The organism is bacterium, assembly GCA_022616075.1.
Lineage (GTDB): Bacteria > Acidobacteriota > HRBIN11 > JAKEFK01 > JAKEFK01 > JAKEFK01.
This window is the reverse complement of the sequence record JAKEFK010000172.1, coordinates 1-15,515: the sequence shown is the minus strand read 5'-3', so window position 1 is coordinate 15,515 and position 15,515 is coordinate 1. Positions and strand designations below refer to the sequence as shown.

The following is a 15,515-nucleotide window of genomic DNA, read 5'->3' as shown; positions in this document are numbered from 1 at the left end:
CATATAGAAAAGCCATTGCACGTAAATTTTATCCGCTTCCAGATAATTCACAATCAACACTCCGAGCACGGTGAGGATCTGAACCAATGTGCTGGCTTTTCCATAAAACGTTGGATCAAATTTCGTAAAACCAGTTATTAATGCGATGGCTACCGCTCCGACAACAATCATGATGTCCCGCGCAAAAACCATTACCGTCAGCCAGATGGGAATGGCGACATGGAGTTTCGATGCGGGCAAAGTGAGCAACAAAAACGATGTGGAGAGTAAAAGCTTATCCGCCATCGGGTCCAGGAGCGCGCCGAGTTTTGTCTTTTGACCGAGTTTTCGCGCGATCAATCCATCCACCAGATCGCTGATGCCGGAGATCAAAAAGATCAGCAACGTTAAACCATATCTGTGATAAAGGATACCCATTGCGACAAAGGGCACCAACACAAACCGGAGGAGGGTGATTTTCGTTGCAATTGTTAAGCGCATAGTGAATCAAAGAACAAAAAAGGCGGCCAGAAACGGCCGCCCTCCGTTAAATCAAAACAATTCATTCTTTGCGATATTGGTCCCCTTGTTGGATCTTTCCGCTGCGAGATTCCGCAATTGCGGACTTAGTCAGGACTTTTGTCACAACAATTTCCCCGACTTTTTCGGTCACAGAATCCAACACATTGCCATCTTCATCTTTAATCTCTTCAGTCACACGATAGACCGCAAAAGTATCACCCACATTAAGTCCACCTTCCTGGCCGCCATCAATGTAGATTTGTGTCGGGCTTTTTACCTGTAAAACCTTTCCCGCGCCGGCGGCAGGAGCCAGGTTTGCAAGCTTGTCCTTCTGAGCGAGCACCTGCTGCGTCACTTGCTCAATCGCCGGACGCAACGCCTCGTGTGCAACACCTTCATCATAGTTTTGTTCAAAATCGAAACCTTTGATTCCGACACCGCCCATTTTCTTGTCCCCTTTGCCGGTTGCAACCAGGAGAATTTCACCGGTTGTCGTATCGATCATCCTCACATCCAGTTTCGATTCTGCTTTTGTAAACGATCCGCCAATACCACCAAACCCGGCTTTCGTTGTCTTGATACTAAAGGCGGTAATGGATCCGGTGAATAGCAATTGCACACCGAGCAACTTACCGATTTTCGGAGCCGTGGAGGGCGTCACCGCTCCAGACGCACCCAGTCCTTGTTCAGCCAAAACTGTTTGAAGTTGCTGTCTCTCAATTACACTGAACGCGCCCGATTGAACGAGCTGTGTTACAAATTCATCATTCGCAGCTTCTCCTAAACGATCACCCCACCAATGCCACGTGCTGTTATTCGCAAAATTCACAACAGCAATGCGGATTTTCTTGCCTGCAGCATCTGCTACCGAGGCACTCGCCAGAAGACCCATCATTACTAAAAGAATGGTTAAGCTGATAAACCGTTTCATGATATTCCCTCCCAAAAATTCTTTCTTTTAAACCGCCAAGACGCCAAGTCGCCAAGACAAGAAGAATATTCTTTTATTCTACCTTGGCGTTTTGGCACTTTGGCGGTTTTCTTCTTCTCAAAAATCAAACAAGACGGAAATTCCACCCGTAATTTCTGCGAAGGTAGCAGAATCCTCCTCCGCAAATTCGGGATCCATCCAATACACTCTACCATCCAGACGGAAAAAATACTCTTCGTGCAGACGGAATTTTAACCCGCCACCGGCATTCAATGCAAAATCGGTTTCCGATGGCGTCAGGAAACCAAAACGCGCCGTGTTGATGTCGAAATGAACGGCTCCAATTCCTGCAGTAACGTATGGTACCACGGAGCCCTGCGTAAAACGGTAAAGAATATTGCCTTGCAAGACGTATGTATCCACATCAAAAATTGCGTTTACATCAGAACCGCCAGAGACGTTTCCGCTGGCCAGAATGCTAGCTGGCGTAAAGCCGATTCCACCCTCCAATGCCAGATGTGGATGAAAATAATATGCATACCGAAAACCAACGGTGACATCATCATCAAAGACTGCTTCGATGTCCTCAAAAATGGGAGCCGGTCGAATAATGAAGCTATCGCCAAAAAAACCGCCCGCATACAAAGTGATTTCAGATTTTTGAGCAAAAAGAGGTGGGGCAGCCAGGAATAGGAGCAACGTAAAAACGAGAATGGGAACGCGGTTCACTTAGTGAGTTACCCTGTATTCGAGTCGATCCGTGGATGATTCCAAAAGTGTCAACCGGAACCCGGAAAACTTTGCTTTTGAAATTGAATCTGAAAGTTCCTGCGCATCCGTTTTGGCCACTAGGTTGATGTCGGCATCGCCATCCGAGAACTCACGAACAATCACCTCGGTTACGCCACGCAACTTTTCGAGGGCGACTTTCAAACGGTCCAGCTCGGTCTTTGTGATGTCGTGAATTTCCAGAGCAAGCGTGCGAGTGCCGCTCGATTCCTTTTCCCAGGTTTGCAAGATTCCACCGATGATGGCGTCCGCAACTTTGTCCGAAGCCTTTTTCATGCTTTCCTGCAACGCCATCACTTCATTGATATGAGCTGCAGTACCCTGACCGGATGCCTGTGCGATGATTTCACCCGTTCCGGACTTTACCGCCTGCACATTGATGGTTGTGCTCATGGAAAGCATGTCGGATCCGTAAATATTGCTTGCCGCGCGTGTAGAGATTGCCTGCCCGATAATTGCGATCTCTGCTCCGGTTTTTTTACCGATTCCGCCTGCAACTTGATAATTGCCCTGCCACGCAGCTTGCGCTTCCTTGCCGGAAACCGACTTGCGAAGCGAGCCGGGATCAACAACGTTGAATCCCTTCCCTTTTAGTCGCGCAATCACGACTGCTTCACTCTGAGAATTGCTCAGCGAATACACCTGTTCCCAGTAATTCGTTCGCAGGATGTTATCTTCAGCGATCATGACTACGACACGCGGATACTTCATGCGACGGTGAAGAAGTCCAATTGCTGCAAGATCGTTGTTCAGGTATCCGGAATCCACTTCCGCCTGTATTCGCACACGAAGCAAACCGCCATCGGCATTTTCAGAAATCACCTCGTACTTCTTGACGTAGCCGGCGGATTGCGAATAAATCCGATCGCTTAACAACTTGTAATCTTCAATACTCGTTTCCGATTCCACCATCGTGCCAACGGCCTGCTCGACAGCCCTGCGCAATGCGTCTTCGATGGCTTTGTCCCGTGCCGCAGCGCGATCCGAACCAAGATTCGCGACACCTTCTGAAACGACCGTCTTTGTGTCCTGGGCAAAGATCAGCCCCGTGAAAAGAAAGAGAATTCCGCAAAATAAGATTGTTTTTTTCAATTTGAGACTGTCTCCAGTAAAAGAATTACTATAGCAGAAAGGTTCAAGGGTTCAAAGGTTCAAGGGTGTCGATATTGGTGCGTTTCTTGGCTTTCCCCCTTGTGAAGGAGGGGAGTAAAGGGGAGGTTGGGAAACGTTCCAACTAAGACAACCTCCTCTTCAGTCTCCCCCTTTATAAGGGCGAGAAATACAGCGCCCCAACCTTCGGTTCAAGGGTTTTTTGAATCCAGAACTTTCCGGGGAATGATCCAGGACTCTTTTTTATGTTGCACGCGCAAAAAGTCTTTTTTCGCCAACAATTTTTCCAGCGATTCCTCGACACCGCCGTCGCACCAGGCAAACCAGTTCGGAATCCGTTTTTCACTGCTCAAGACAGAGCTTTGCAGAGTGGTCGCAAGGAGTTTCAGCCGCCCTCCCATTTCATCGATTTGATCGGCTTTCGTGCGCACACTTTTCGGCATGCAGTTTTCCCAGAAATCCAGGATCTCCGCGTGCGTATGAACTTTCGAGCTATCATCTTCTTTTCCCAGCACCACCAGATGATTTTGCAGGTCTCTTTTGGCCCGGTGGAACATTCGACCCTGTTCGGGAGTGGTAAATCTCAAAGCCTTCCGGAGAAGATCCGTGCGTGTGGGACCTTCCCGGTTTAAGAATGTCATGATTCTTCGAACTTCTCTGGACATCCGTTCCCCTTCTTCGGCTTTCTTGCGGTTCGCGCGCGCAAAAACAGTAACGTAGGGCCACAGATCCTGGTGAAGGACGGTGGACAGTTTAGAAAAGAACCGGCATTCTAAGAAATCCGGATGGACCATAATCTGCTCGCGCCATCGATAACAGTTTTCAGCGGGTTTCCCGTAGACGCGTTCCTGTCCGTTGGCTACACGCCCGATGATCGCATCCAGGAGATTCGGAAGCTCTGCCTTAGCATTCCATAGTACTACACCATGCTCACGTAAAAATGCTCCGGCTTCTGCAACGGATTTTAACCGCAGATCCAGTGATAAGCGATGAGATTTGCGCTTCCAGGTTTGCGCTTTTGTCAAAATCCTTTCAGGATTCATAAACAAGAAAAGTGTTATGAATCTTACTGCAACCGGCATCCATAGTTCAACTGCAAAATTGCGATAGAATTTAACGCAGAGTCGCGGAGTCGCAGGGAACGCAGAGAAAAGATTTTTTCCTTTTCTCTCTGCGTCTCTGCGTTAAAGAGAGCTATGGAAACTTTTATTGACGCACACGTACATGTCCAGCCGTGGAGGATGCTGAAGCCGCAGATCCTGGAACGGATGCGGAAGAGCCGCAAGGATCTCGACGTGATCGAACGCGTGATGGATTCGCCCGTTGAATTTCTCAAGCATATGGATGATCAGGGAGTAGAAAGGGCCGCTCTGATCAATTACGTCAGCCCGGACATTATGGGATTCACGGAAGAGGTAAATGAATTCATCTCGGATTTCTCCAAACAGGATCCATTCCGTTTGATAGCTTTCGGTTCGATCCATGCAGAACAAAAGACAGGACAGGAGAATCGCATCGATGAATTGCTTGGCAAGTTAAATCTTGCCGGAATAAAAATTCATCCATCGCATCAAACCGTATTCCCCAACGACTATTTGAATGGAAACGAGTCGCTCCGGTATCTTTATCAGCGCTGCGAGGAGAAAGGGGTTCCCGTAATGTTTCATACGGGAACTTCGATATTCGTCGGCGCGCGCAACCGTTTTGCGGACCCGATCTACCTCGACGATATTGCGGTCGATTTCCCGCGTCTGAAAATCATCCTCGCTCACGGTGGGCGTCCAATCTGGATGGATACTTGCATTTTCCTGGTTCGGCGTTTTCCAAATGTTTATATGGACATCTCAAGTATTCCTCCTTCAAAAGTGCTGGAATATTTTCCCCGGCTGGAAGAACTATCGGATAAAGTGCTTTTTGGCACAGACTGGCCCGCTCCCATGGTGCCAAGCATGCGCGACAACTACGAAAAATTCAGGGAATTGCCGCTATCCGATACTGCTCTCTTGAAGATCTGCAAACAAAACGCTATGAAGATCTTCTAAACAAAGTAGCGCGGGCGTCCCGCCTGCGGATTTCGCAGACGAGACGTCCGCGCTACTTCGCTTTAACACTTTTCCACAGTTCGAACCAGAGGATGCTGGCGACGCCTGCGGCAACACTCCAAAACAATTGAGCCGGGTCCGGAGTGGCAAAACGGAAGAGTTTGCTGAGAAACGGCACGTAGAGAGTTGATGCCAGAATCAAGAGCGCCAGTACGCTCACAATCCAGAGTGCCCGATTCTTCATCGCAAGAGCCGCGATCATGCTCCGCGAATGCGATCGATTGGTAAAAATCAAGCTAAGGTTGCCAATGATCAAAGTTGTAAACGCCATAGCGCGAGCAGTGTATTCCTGAATCCCGAGATTGAGCGCCCACCAGAATAAAATGAGAGTGATGACGAGAACACTGCCTCCCTGCAAGAAGCTAATCAAAAGCCGTTGTTTGCTCAATAGAGCTTCTCCCGGTTTGCGTGGCGGCCTTTTCATGACGTCCGTTTCTTCCGGTTCTGCTTCAAATGCAATCGAACAAGTTGGATCAATGATCAATTCTAAAAACACAATGTGAACCGGTGTGAGGATCAACGGCCAGTTGACGAGTAATGGAAAGAGCGCGACGCCGGCGATCGGAACATGGATTGCGGCAATGTAGGTCATCGCTTTTTGCAGATTGTCGAAAATGCGCCGCCCCATTCTGATAGCCGCAACGATTGACTCAAAATCGTCATTCAAAAGCACGAGCGCGGCTGCTTCACGAGCCACATCTGTGCCACGTTCTCCCATGGCTATGCCGATGTCCGCAGCCTTGAGCGCCGGCGCATCGTTCACTCCGTCTCCTGTCATCGCCACAATCTGTCCCGATTTTTTCAGCGACATCACGAGTCGAAGTTTTTGTTCAGGCACCACCCGCGCATAGATATTCACCCGTTGAATCTGATTTTCCAGTTCCGGATTCTCCTGTTTTTCTAGATCAGCTCCCGTTAAAATCGGATCCAGCGGCATCAGGTGGATTTGTTTTGCGATCGCGCGCGCCGTCCCTGCATAGTCTCCTGTGATCATCACAACACGAATACCTGCGTCGTAGCATTCCTGGATGGCATCGGGAACTGTGGGACGCACAGGATCCAAAAGGCCGGCCAATCCAACGAATTGAAAATCGAATCCTTCCTGGGTTTCCGGCCACTCCGAGCCTTTGTAGCTCGAGCGTGCAATTGCAAGAACGCGCAAACCTTCATCAGCCATACCGGCAACTCTCTTTTCCAATTTTTCCTTTTGTTCCTTCGAAAACCTGCACAATCGCGCGATCGCTTCCGGGGCACCTTTCGCAGCAACGATGTAGTCTTCATTCTGCGGCGATTTCCAAACGTGCGTCAGCGAAAGAAGCTCGGGCGAAAGCGAGTATTCATGAACCAGTTCCCAATCTCTATGAATATGGTCTGTTTCAGCAAGATAGTGATTTCCCAGTTGATGAAAAGCCTTTTCCATCGGATCAAACGGTTTCAGTTCACTCGCGAGAATGCTGTACTCTACAATTTCGTGAAACTTTTCCGGAAGCTCTTTCTTCGCCGGATCCACATCGAAGAACTCATCTCCGGCTGACAGTTTCTTTACGACCATTTTGTTGAAAGTGAGAGTTCCGGTTTTGTCCACGCATAAAACCGTTGCCGCGCCCAGGTTTTCCACCGCAGGAATTTTCCGCGTCAGCACGTGTTTTTGAGAAATTCTCCACGCACCTAGCGCAAGGAAAACAGTCAGCACAACAGGAAATTCTTCCGGAAGCAAAGACATCGAAATCGTGATGCCGGCCAGCAAGCCATTCAACCACCCGCTTCGAAAAAAACCGTGAAGCAAAACGACGAGAGCAGAAATGCTTAGCCCGACAACGGCCAGAACGCGAACAATCCTTCTGGTCTCTTTTTGCAGAGCGGACGGTTCGCTCTCAACGCTCTCCAGAGCTCTGCCGATTTTCCCCATTTCCGTTAGCATTCCGGTTGCATGCACTTTTGCAGTCCCCTGTCCTTGTACGACCAGGGTTCCGGAGTAAACAAAGGGAAGGTCATCGCCGCCCGGTCTTCCGAATTCAGTCTTCTCATCCCAGTTTGATTTCCGAACCGGAACGGACTCACCCGTAAGCAATGATTCATCCACAGAAAGATCGTGGGCCGCAAGCACGAAAGCGTCTGCGGGTACACGATCACCTTCTTTCAACAGGATGATGTCTCCGGGCACAACTTCTCTCCCTGCGATCCGTTTCTCCTGTGCATCCCGAATCACAAGCGCGCGAGGACTGGACAGATCCCGCAAGGTTTCGAGCGCTCTCTCCGTTTTCCGTTCCTGATAAAAAGTGATGCCAAGAATGACAAAAACAGATGCCAGCAGCAGGATCGCTTCACTGAAATCTCCAAGAATCAAATAAATGATGCCGCCCGCAACCAGCAGCAGGAACATCGGCTCACTGACGACTTCCAGAATGATCTGATGCAAACCTTTCGGTTTGGCTGAAGGAAGCTCGTTATACCCTGCTTCCTTCAGTTGATCCGCTGCTTCTTTTTCTGTGAGACCATCATAGGTAGAGTCCATAAGTTGTTCTGACAAATGTATACAAAAAATATTCAATTTCAGCTATTCTTAATGACCTTATGCGTGTCAGTCGAAACATTTTTAGAGAATATGATGTGCGAGGCCTGGTGGATTCCGAACTCACCGATGAAGTGGTGCTGGCTTTTGGAAAAGCCTTCGGAACCTATGCTAAGAGACTCAACAGGAGAACGCTCGCGGTAGGTCGAGACGTTCGCCCAAGCGCAGATCATTTCAACGAAATTCTAACGAGAGGCTTGTTGTCCACAGGTTGTGATGTCGTGGATATCGGTGTGTTGGCGACTCCACTCCTTTATTTTTCGCTCTTTCAGCTGCCAGTGGATGGCGGCGTCATGATCACCGCCAGTCACAATCCATCCGAATTCAATGGTTTTAAATTGTGCATCGGCCGCGAAACCATTTACGGTCAGGAGATTCAGAAAATTCGTTCGCTGATGGAGAGTGATGATTTTATTTCCGGTAAGGGCACTGCGAGTGCAGTGGATGACATCATTGAGCGGTACAAGGATTTCGTCAGGAAAAGTATCAAGATTGATTCTCCGGTAAGTTGCGTTGTGGATGCCGGTAATGGAACGGCCGCGCTGGTAGTTCCTGATCTAATCCGTTCGCTAGGTTGCGAAGTGAGCGAGCTCTACTGCACGCCGGATGGGACTTTCCCGAATCATCATCCCGATCCGACTATTGAAGAGAATTTGAAGGATTTGATCGAAACAGTAAAGCGTGAAAAAGCGCAAGTCGGACTCGCATTTGATGGTGATTCCGATCGCCTTGGAGTGGTCGATGAGAAGGGGCAAATTTTATGGGGAGATCAGCTGCTTTTGATTTTTGCGCGCGATACTCTCAAACGCCGCAAGGAAGGAACCATCATCTACGAAGTGAAATGCTCCAAAGTGCTGGAACCGGAAATCCGAAAATCGGGGGGCACGCCGCTCATGTGGAAAGCCGGTCATTCATTGATCAAAGGGAAGATGAAAGAGACCGGAGCGGTTCTGGCGGGCGAAATGAGCGGCCACCTGTTTTTTGCTGATGAATACTACGGTTATGACGATGCCATTTATGCGGCTACCCGCATGCTGCGGATTCTGTCAGAAACCAAAATGCCTTTATCTGAATTCCTGAAAGATGTGCCCAGGACATATACGACTCCTGAGATTCGCGTGGATTGTCCGGATGAATCGAAATTCCGGGTTGTGGAAGCGGTCAAAGAACATTATCAAAAGACGCATCCAATCATTGACGTCGATGGTGTGCGAGTGAACTTTGGTGACGGCTGGGGGCTGGTACGCGCATCCAACACACAGCCTGCGCTGGTCCTGCGCTTCGAAGCGGATACTCCGGCGCGGTTAAAGGAAATCCGTGACCAAGTGGAGTCCGTGGTGCGCCAAAAACTCTAGAATTTTAAGAGCTAATCCAGCCACCGCCGAGAAGTAAATCATCCTGATAGAACACGGCGGCCTGGCCTGGAGTGATGGCGCGCTGGTCCTGATCAAACTGCACAACATACCCGGAGTTCGCGGGAGTGACATTTGCAGGACTCTCTTCATGCTTATACCGGATCCGCACATTTGCGCGAATCTTGTCCTGGGGGGCTTCCATGCTGATCCAATTGACCCGGTCCACTCTCATGGAGTCTGTCATCAATTCTTCATTCGAACCGATTCGTACTACATTATTCGTATGATCGAGTGCAATCACATACTGTGGGACTCCCGCAGCCACGCCCAGGTGCCGCCTCTGACCAATCGTGAAATGGTGCACGCCTTCGTGCGATGCCACCACATTTCCCCCTGCGTCTATCATGGAGCCTTCGCGCGCAATGTTTGGAATTCGCTTTTGAATGAAAACGCCCTGGGGTTCCCCCTGCAAGAAACAGAGTTGCTGGCTTTCCGGCTTTTGCGCGACTGGCAAGTTGTGCCTGCGCGCAAGCTCACGAACTTCCGTCTTCGTCAGATCACCCAGTGGAAACATGGCGCGGGACAACTGCTGCTGCGTTAGATTAAACAGGAAATAGGACTGGTCCTTGTTCAGATCTTTTGCCTTTCGGATCTGGTAACGTCCGGTTTTCTGATTCAGTTCGACGCGAGCGTAGTGACCGGTTGCGACATGCAAAGCACGCAGTTTATCGGCCACTCGAACAAGCTCCGTAAACTTCAACCCGCTGTTGCAATTGACGCAAGGGGAAGGAGTCCTGCCGGTGATGTAGTCGTCCATGAAAGGCTGAACCACCTGCCGGTAAAATTCATGCTGCAAATTAATTGCATAATAAGGGATCTGCAAATGATGAGCGACACGGCGGGCATCTTCGATGTCTTCTGAAGCGCAGCAGCGTCCGGCATGACGCGACTTGCGGGCAGAGTAATCCCATAAGTGCATCGTCATTCCAACGATATCGTAACCCTGCTCCTTCAGCAAAGCCGCGGTTACGGCGCTGTCAACGCCGCCGCTCATAGCAACGAGAATTCTGTTCATGTTTTTAACGCAAAGACGCCAAGGCGCAAAGAAGTATTATTTATTCGACGTCCGTGATGATCAGCATGAAGATGGTTGTGCCGATCCGGAATTCCTGCTGATTCTCCAGAGTCATAGTTGTGATCCGTTGTTCGTTTACAAATGTGCCATTGGTGCTGCTAAGATCGCGCAAAATCACACGGTCTCCCATTACATCGAGACGCGCGTGCTGCCGCGAAGCTTCAAGATCCTTGACAATGATGTCTGCATCACTGCGACCAACCACCATTTTTGGTTTTGTTATCGCAAAAATTTCACCCGCATTAAAGCCCTGAATCACCGCTAAAGAAAATCTCCGGGACTCCGGCATCTTCAGGTAATCATCATGATCACCGGCCATAGCTTCCGCTATCGCCGATTCGCGATTCACCTGCGCTGTGCGGGGCCCCTGCATTTCCTCTTCGCTCATCGGTTGTGTCACCAGTGCCGGTCTAGCGGCAGCAGGAGCTTTCTTCCGTTGCTGCGCCGAAGAATGGGTCTGCTCCAACGGATCAACATCCGGGAAGGGCCTCTTAGCCTCAGTGATCGGGTTAAATACTTCGATGACCGTCTTGCATTTGGGACATCTTACTTTCTTACTGATGACACCTTCCAGCTTGGTTTCATCGTACTTATATTTCGTCCCGCAAGACGTACACGAAATGATCATAAACCCACACCCCCTCCTTCCAGACCTTGAATTACGCGAAGAAGCACATCAATCTCTTCGGGCTTTGTAAATTTTCCCAAGCTTACACGGATCACACTACGTGCAATGACGTCATTATACCCTAAAGCTGAAATTACATGAGATGGTTCGATCACTCCTGCGGAACACGCGGAACCGTTACTCACCGCAATCCCTTCCAGATCAAATGCCATCACCAGGGATTCACCCGGCCAATTCGGCGCATAAAAATTCACCGTATTCGGCAAACGGGGAGCATCTTCACAAAGTATTTTCATCGAAGTTCGCGCGAGTCCTGCTTCTAATCTCTGCCGTAAAGGCAAGAGCTCCGGTAGACCTTCCTCCACCAAAATCTTCGCAGCAAACCCGAGCGCATGAATCCCTGCAACATTTTCGGTTCCCGCCCGCAATCCTTTTTCATGGCTGCCACCCCTTATCTGAGGTGTTAAGGAAATCGATTCACTGAAATAAAGTGCGCCCACTCCCTTTGGCCCGTAAATTTTATGCGCGGAAATGCTCAACAGGTCGCATCCGAGAGCTTCCACATCCACAGGTATTTTCCCAACCGCCTGAACTGCATCAGTATGAACCGGGATTCCACGCGCTCTGGCCAGCGAGCATATTTGTTGAACCGGCTGGATCGTACCGATTTCATTATTTGCAAGCATGATCGTGATCAAGATCGTGTCTTCGCGCATTGCGACCGCGACATCGTTGGAATCAATGACGCCATTTGAGCGGGGATGTACATAAGTAATTTCATATCCTTCGCGCGCCAGTTCCCCGCATACATTCTTAACCGAGGAATGCTCGATCGCAGAAGTGATGATGTGCTTACCACGGTCTTGATTCGCACGAGCAGTGCCCATGATTGCAAGATTGTTCGCTTCGGTTCCACCGGACGTAAACAAGATTTGCCTGTGATTACAGTTGAGAAGACGGCCCACATGGACGCGAGCTTCATCCACCAGAGCACGGGATTCCCTGCCTTCTGCATGCACGCTGGATGGATTCCCAAACACATTCATTTTCTCCGCCATCTCGCGAGCGATACGCGGATCGAGCGGAGTCGAAGCGTTGTAATCGAGATAAATTCTGGGCTTCATGATATTAAACGTGCACAAAGAATCCCCCTCCTTATGAAGGAGGGGGTAAGGAGGAGGTTGGGAGTTGATTTTGTCTCCAACCCTCTCCTAGCTCCTCCCTTCATAAGGGAGGGGAATCGATGTTCATTGCATTGCAGATAATAATCGTTGCACTTGTCGTGGTCAACCGAAACTGTTATCATAACGCTTATTTCTCCACAGGGCTAACCCTCAATGATTGTAATACTTAAGAAGGATATTACTGCCGCAGAAACGGAGCAACTAACGCAAAAATTGCGTGACCTGGGCTGTGAGTTTCAGGTGATTTGGAATGGGGAACCAATCCTCCGCATTTACAGCAAGCAGACGCTCCTTTCCAAAGATTTCTTCTTGAGCCAACCCGGTGTGCTGGACGTCTTTCGCATCACTCCCCCTTATGAACTCGTGAAACGCGATCCATCCACGCAGGAGGCAATTATCACGGTCGGGGATATTGTGATTCGGGAGAAACATTTTGTAATGATTGCGGGGCCTTGCGCCGTGGAGTCGGAGGAACAAATTACTGGGATTGCAAGGCAGCTTTCACGCGCCGGCGTTCAATTTCTACGCGGCGGAGCCTTCAAGCCTCGCACTTCCCCTTATGCTTTTCAGGGTCTGGAAGAAGAAGGATTGCGTTTTATTCGCAAGGCGGCGGATCAGTTTCGCATGAAAGTCGTTACAGAAGCAGTCTCCTCCGGTCACGTTCCGGTTGTCGCCGAATACGCGGACGTGATTCAAATCGGGACTCGCAACATGCAAAATTTTCAGTTGCTGAAGACCGCAGGAAAACAATCGAAACCGGTACTTTTGAAGAGAGGAATGAATGCTACGCTCGATGAATTCTTGTTAGCAGCCGAGTATATTCTCCAGGCAGGCAATTCTCAGGTCATCCTTTGCGAGCGTGGAATTAGGACTTTCGAAAAAGCGACCCGCAATACGCTGGATATCAGCGCAGTGCCGTTGATTCAGCAACTATCCCACTTGCCGATTTTCGTCGATCCGAGTCATGCTTCGGGAAAACGAAGTTTGATTCTGCCCCTTTCCCGCGCTTCCCTGGCCGCAGGCGCAGATGGACTTTTGATTGAAGTACATCATCAGGCGGAGGCGGCAAAAAGCGATGGACCGCAGAGCATCGATTTTCAAGCGTTTGAAGAGCTCCAGAAAACGCTGCGTGAAATGGCTCCTTTGCTTGGCAAAACTCTTCTGTAGAGCAATGAAGATACAAGTTGGACACAGCCCGGATGCGGATGACGCTTTCATGTTTTATGCGTTGGCTCACGATAAGCTGAACACCGGGAGCCTGGAATTCCAGCACATCCTTCGCGACATTGAAACTTTGAACCGGTGGGCACTTGAAAAGAAGCTCGAAGTGACTGCGCTGTCCGTTCATGCTTACGCGCACGTCGCTTCGGAGTATGCCTTGCTGCGGCATGGCGCAAGCATCGGCGAAAAGTATGGTCCGATCGTTGTATCGCGCGAGCAGCTTTCGCTTGAACAACTGCGCGCGAAGAAGATCGCAATCCCGGGAGAATTGACCACGGCATTTCTCGCTCTTCAACTCTGCTTAGGAGGTTTTCAATACGAAATCGTTCCGTTTGACAAAATCTTCGATGCAGTGCAAACGGGGAATGCAGATGCGGGACTCATCATCCACGAAGGCCAATTAACCTACTCGAAACTTGGCTTTGCAAAAGTTCTCGATCTGGGACGTTGGTGGTACGACAAAACCTCCCTTCCTTTGCCACTCGGTGTGAACGGAGTGCGCAAAGATCTGGGAAGTGAATTATGCCGGCAGATTTCGGATTACATGAAGCAAAGCATCGATTTCGGACTCGAGCATCGTGAAGAAGCTATGAAGTACGCGATCAAATACGCAAGAAATACCGAGCTAAAGCTTGCCGACCGCTTTGTAGGAATGTATGTGAATCATTTCACGCGCGATCTGGGAGACAGAGGAACGGAAGCCATACGCAAACTGCTCACGGAAGGCCATTCTCAGGGTTTGATTCCCGCTCCTAACATCGAGATTATTTGAACAAAGTAGCGCGGACGTCTCGTCTGCGAAGCTTTCGCCGGCGGGATGCCCGCGCTACTTAGCTAATTCAATCCAAGTTTCTTCCTATAGGGCGCGTCCGCAACATTATGCTTGTTCCAGTAATCCAAAAGGATACTGTGTGTTTTCACCGCGCGAGTTGTAAGCATCGCGGCGTTTGGACCAAAACCGCCCGGCGTCTTTTCTTCCCACGATTGAATAGCATGCGGAAAAGCTGCGTCATACCGGATGGTAAGCGTCCTCTTGAGATTCTTGTACTGCACAGTATAGGTTTCCAGCTTTCCATCCCGTTCGCGCTGCGCAGTGGCCGGCTCCACCTTCAGATCGACATGGCCTAGTCTGACGAATTGAAGAGCAGGAATCAGTTCAACGTCGCCCACCGGCAAAGTCTCCGGCGCAAGACGAATGCGGGTCCAGATCTCATCCTCCAACCAGGTTCCTTTCAATGACAGATTTTGATCGGCTTCCTCTTGAAAATAGGAGCGCATCAAGGCCTGATAACCGTTGTTCCTAAAATTCAACTGGCTATACGTATGTCCGCACCATTCCTGTGTGGAAGAAGTTACTTTGAGAGTCCGTTGCTTTTGATAATCAACCGGCGAAAAAACGGAGGTCATCAATGAATAGGGATAAATTCCCGTATAGAATTTTTTCGTCAGATTCAATTTCAAAACAGAGATTGCGGAAGAAGATTTTCCTGAATCCAGCTTCACCTGTTTGTCTGTTAGGAAGGGCTCGGTCACAAAAATCAATACGGCATCACCTTTGTGGATTTCGCCGTAACGGGCCTGTTCCAGGTTGTACCTGGTCAACTCCCCTTTCCCCTGATACCAGTACTTTCGAAAATCATCCGTGGCGGGATTGCCCGCCAGCGGCAAAAATAGAAGAAGAATCAGCGCTGCCTTTTTCATAATATCTCCTTAAAAGTCCCAATATTAGCTTTAAATATTGAAATCGCAATAAAATACGTTTAAGATGAATGCCTTTTGTCAGGCATCGAATGATGAAGAAACTCTTGATTTTTGCCCTGGTAGCGCTCGCAATTGGTATTCTGGTTCACGTTTATTTTTCCTATCGTAGTTACAACATAATCCTGATCACAATTGACACGCAACGGCCCGACTACCTGAGCTGTTACAATCCGGAAGCGGCGCCGACACCTAATATCGACAACATTGCGCGCCAGGGAATCCAGTT

At 49.4% G+C, this 15,515-nt stretch carries 15 protein-coding genes; 5 read left to right on the top strand and 10 right to left on the bottom strand.

What is annotated here, in order from left to right; all coding sequences use genetic code 11:
- From L0156_13670 to L0156_13650, 5 genes are all read right to left on the bottom strand, one after another.
- On the bottom strand, positions 1–480 hold a 480-nt coding region (locus L0156_13670), incomplete at its 3' end, for a CDP-alcohol phosphatidyltransferase family protein (GenBank protein ID MCI0604045.1).
- A gap of 61 nt (positions 481–541) precedes the next feature.
- Complete coding sequence (locus L0156_13665) at positions 542–1,432, bottom strand: hypothetical protein (protein MCI0604044.1); 891 nt, start codon at positions 1,430–1,432, stop codon at positions 542–544.
- Between the two features lie 117 nt (positions 1,433–1,549).
- Positions 1,550–2,161 (bottom strand): porin family protein, encoded by a 612-nt coding sequence (locus L0156_13660; protein ID MCI0604043.1) that lies wholly within the window; start codon positions 2,159–2,161, stop codon positions 1,550–1,552.
- Positions 2,162–3,313 carry a flagellar assembly protein T N-terminal domain-containing protein gene (locus L0156_13655; GenBank protein MCI0604042.1) on the bottom strand — a complete coding sequence of 384 codons (1,152 nt, stop codon included), beginning with the start codon at positions 3,311–3,313 and terminating at the stop codon, positions 2,162–2,164. It lies immediately after the preceding gene.
- Between the two features lie 209 nt (positions 3,314–3,522).
- Positions 3,523–4,413, bottom strand: a complete 891-nt coding sequence (locus tag L0156_13650; protein ID MCI0604041.1) for a hypothetical protein — start codon at positions 4,411–4,413, stop codon at positions 3,523–3,525.
- Positions 4,414–4,527: 114 nt separating this feature from the next.
- On the opposite strand from L0156_13650, the gene L0156_13645 reads away from it, so the two are divergent.
- Positions 4,528–5,373, top strand: coding sequence for an amidohydrolase family protein (locus tag L0156_13645; GenBank protein ID MCI0604040.1), 846 nt, complete (start codon positions 4,528–4,530; stop codon positions 5,371–5,373).
- Between the two features lie 52 nt (positions 5,374–5,425).
- Here the strand turns inward: L0156_13645 and L0156_13640 are convergent, their stop codons facing one another.
- Entirely contained in the window at positions 5,426–7,948 is a 2,523-nt protein-coding gene (locus tag L0156_13640) for a cation-translocating P-type ATPase (protein ID MCI0604039.1), read from the bottom strand.
- A 59-nt stretch (positions 7,949–8,007) separates the two neighbouring features.
- Between L0156_13640 and L0156_13635 the strand changes: the two genes are divergently transcribed.
- Positions 8,008–9,360, top strand: a complete 1,353-nt coding sequence (locus L0156_13635) for a phosphomannomutase/phosphoglucomutase (GenBank protein MCI0604038.1) — start codon at positions 8,008–8,010, stop codon at positions 9,358–9,360.
- Positions 9,361–9,364: 4 nt separating this feature from the next.
- Here L0156_13635 and mnmA read toward each other — a convergent pair whose 3' ends face one another.
- Genes mnmA through L0156_13620 form a run of 3 tightly spaced genes read right to left on the bottom strand, consistent with a single transcriptional unit; the run spans position 9,365 to position 12,247 of the window.
- A complete protein-coding gene (mnmA, locus tag L0156_13630; GenBank protein MCI0604037.1) occupies positions 9,365–10,435 on the bottom strand; it encodes a tRNA 2-thiouridine(34) synthase MnmA in 1,071 nt (356 codons plus the stop codon).
- 40 nt (positions 10,436–10,475) lie between these two features.
- Positions 10,476–11,123, bottom strand: a complete 648-nt coding sequence (locus L0156_13625) for a zinc-ribbon domain-containing protein (protein ID MCI0604036.1) — start codon at positions 11,121–11,123, stop codon at positions 10,476–10,478.
- Complete coding sequence (locus L0156_13620; protein ID MCI0604035.1) at positions 11,120–12,247, bottom strand: cysteine desulfurase; 1,128 nt, start codon at positions 12,245–12,247, stop codon at positions 11,120–11,122. Before L0156_13620 ends, L0156_13625 begins: the two co-directional genes overlap by 4 nt.
- A 213-nt stretch (positions 12,248–12,460) precedes the next feature.
- Here L0156_13620 and aroF point away from each other — a divergent pair, with 213 nt between their 5' ends.
- Both aroF and L0156_13610 read left to right on the top strand, forming a co-directional pair.
- Positions 12,461–13,474, top strand: a complete 1,014-nt coding sequence (gene aroF / locus L0156_13615) for a 3-deoxy-7-phosphoheptulonate synthase (protein ID MCI0604034.1) — start codon at positions 12,461–12,463, stop codon at positions 13,472–13,474.
- 4 nt (positions 13,475–13,478) lie between these two features.
- Positions 13,479–14,300, top strand: a complete 822-nt coding sequence (locus L0156_13610) for an ABC transporter substrate-binding protein (GenBank protein ID MCI0604033.1) — start codon at positions 13,479–13,481, stop codon at positions 14,298–14,300.
- Between the two features lie 62 nt (positions 14,301–14,362).
- Here L0156_13610 and L0156_13605 read toward each other — a convergent pair whose 3' ends face one another.
- Complete coding sequence (locus L0156_13605; protein ID MCI0604032.1) at positions 14,363–15,229, bottom strand: hypothetical protein; 867 nt, start codon at positions 15,227–15,229, stop codon at positions 14,363–14,365.
- An 89-nt stretch (positions 15,230–15,318) separates the two neighbouring features.
- On the opposite strand from L0156_13605, the gene L0156_13600 reads away from it, so the two are divergent.
- On the top strand, positions 15,319–15,515 hold a 197-nt coding region (locus L0156_13600), incomplete at its 3' end, for a hypothetical protein (protein ID MCI0604031.1).

Excerpts from the sequence above, each read along its gene's own strand:
- L0156_13665 (MCI0604044.1), bottom strand. The coding sequence starts at position 1,432 with ATGAAACGGTTTATCAGCTTAACCATTCTTTTAGTAATGATGGGTCTT.
- L0156_13650 (MCI0604041.1), bottom strand. The coding sequence starts at position 4,413 with ATGCCGGTTGCAGTAAGATTCATAACACTTTTCTTGTTTATGAATCCT.
- L0156_13645 (MCI0604040.1), top strand. The coding sequence starts at position 4,528 with ATGGAAACTTTTATTGACGCACACGTACATGTCCAGCCGTGGAGGATG.
- L0156_13640 (MCI0604039.1), bottom strand. The coding sequence starts at position 7,948 with ATGGACTCTACCTATGATGGTCTCACAGAAAAAGAAGCAGCGGATCAA.
- L0156_13635 (MCI0604038.1), top strand. The coding sequence starts at position 8,008 with ATGCGTGTCAGTCGAAACATTTTTAGAGAATATGATGTGCGAGGCCTG.
- mnmA (MCI0604037.1), bottom strand. The coding sequence starts at position 10,435 with ATGAACAGAATTCTCGTTGCTATGAGCGGCGGCGTTGACAGCGCCGTA.
- L0156_13625 (MCI0604036.1), bottom strand. The coding sequence starts at position 11,123 with ATGATCATTTCGTGTACGTCTTGCGGGACGAAATATAAGTACGATGAA.
- L0156_13620 (MCI0604035.1), bottom strand. The coding sequence starts at position 12,247 with ATGAAGCCCAGAATTTATCTCGATTACAACGCTTCGACTCCGCTCGAT.
- aroF (MCI0604034.1), top strand. The coding sequence starts at position 12,461 with ATGATTGTAATACTTAAGAAGGATATTACTGCCGCAGAAACGGAGCAA.
- L0156_13610 (MCI0604033.1), top strand. The coding sequence starts at position 13,479 with ATGAAGATACAAGTTGGACACAGCCCGGATGCGGATGACGCTTTCATG.
- L0156_13605 (MCI0604032.1), bottom strand. The coding sequence starts at position 15,229 with ATGAAAAAGGCAGCGCTGATTCTTCTTCTATTTTTGCCGCTGGCGGGC.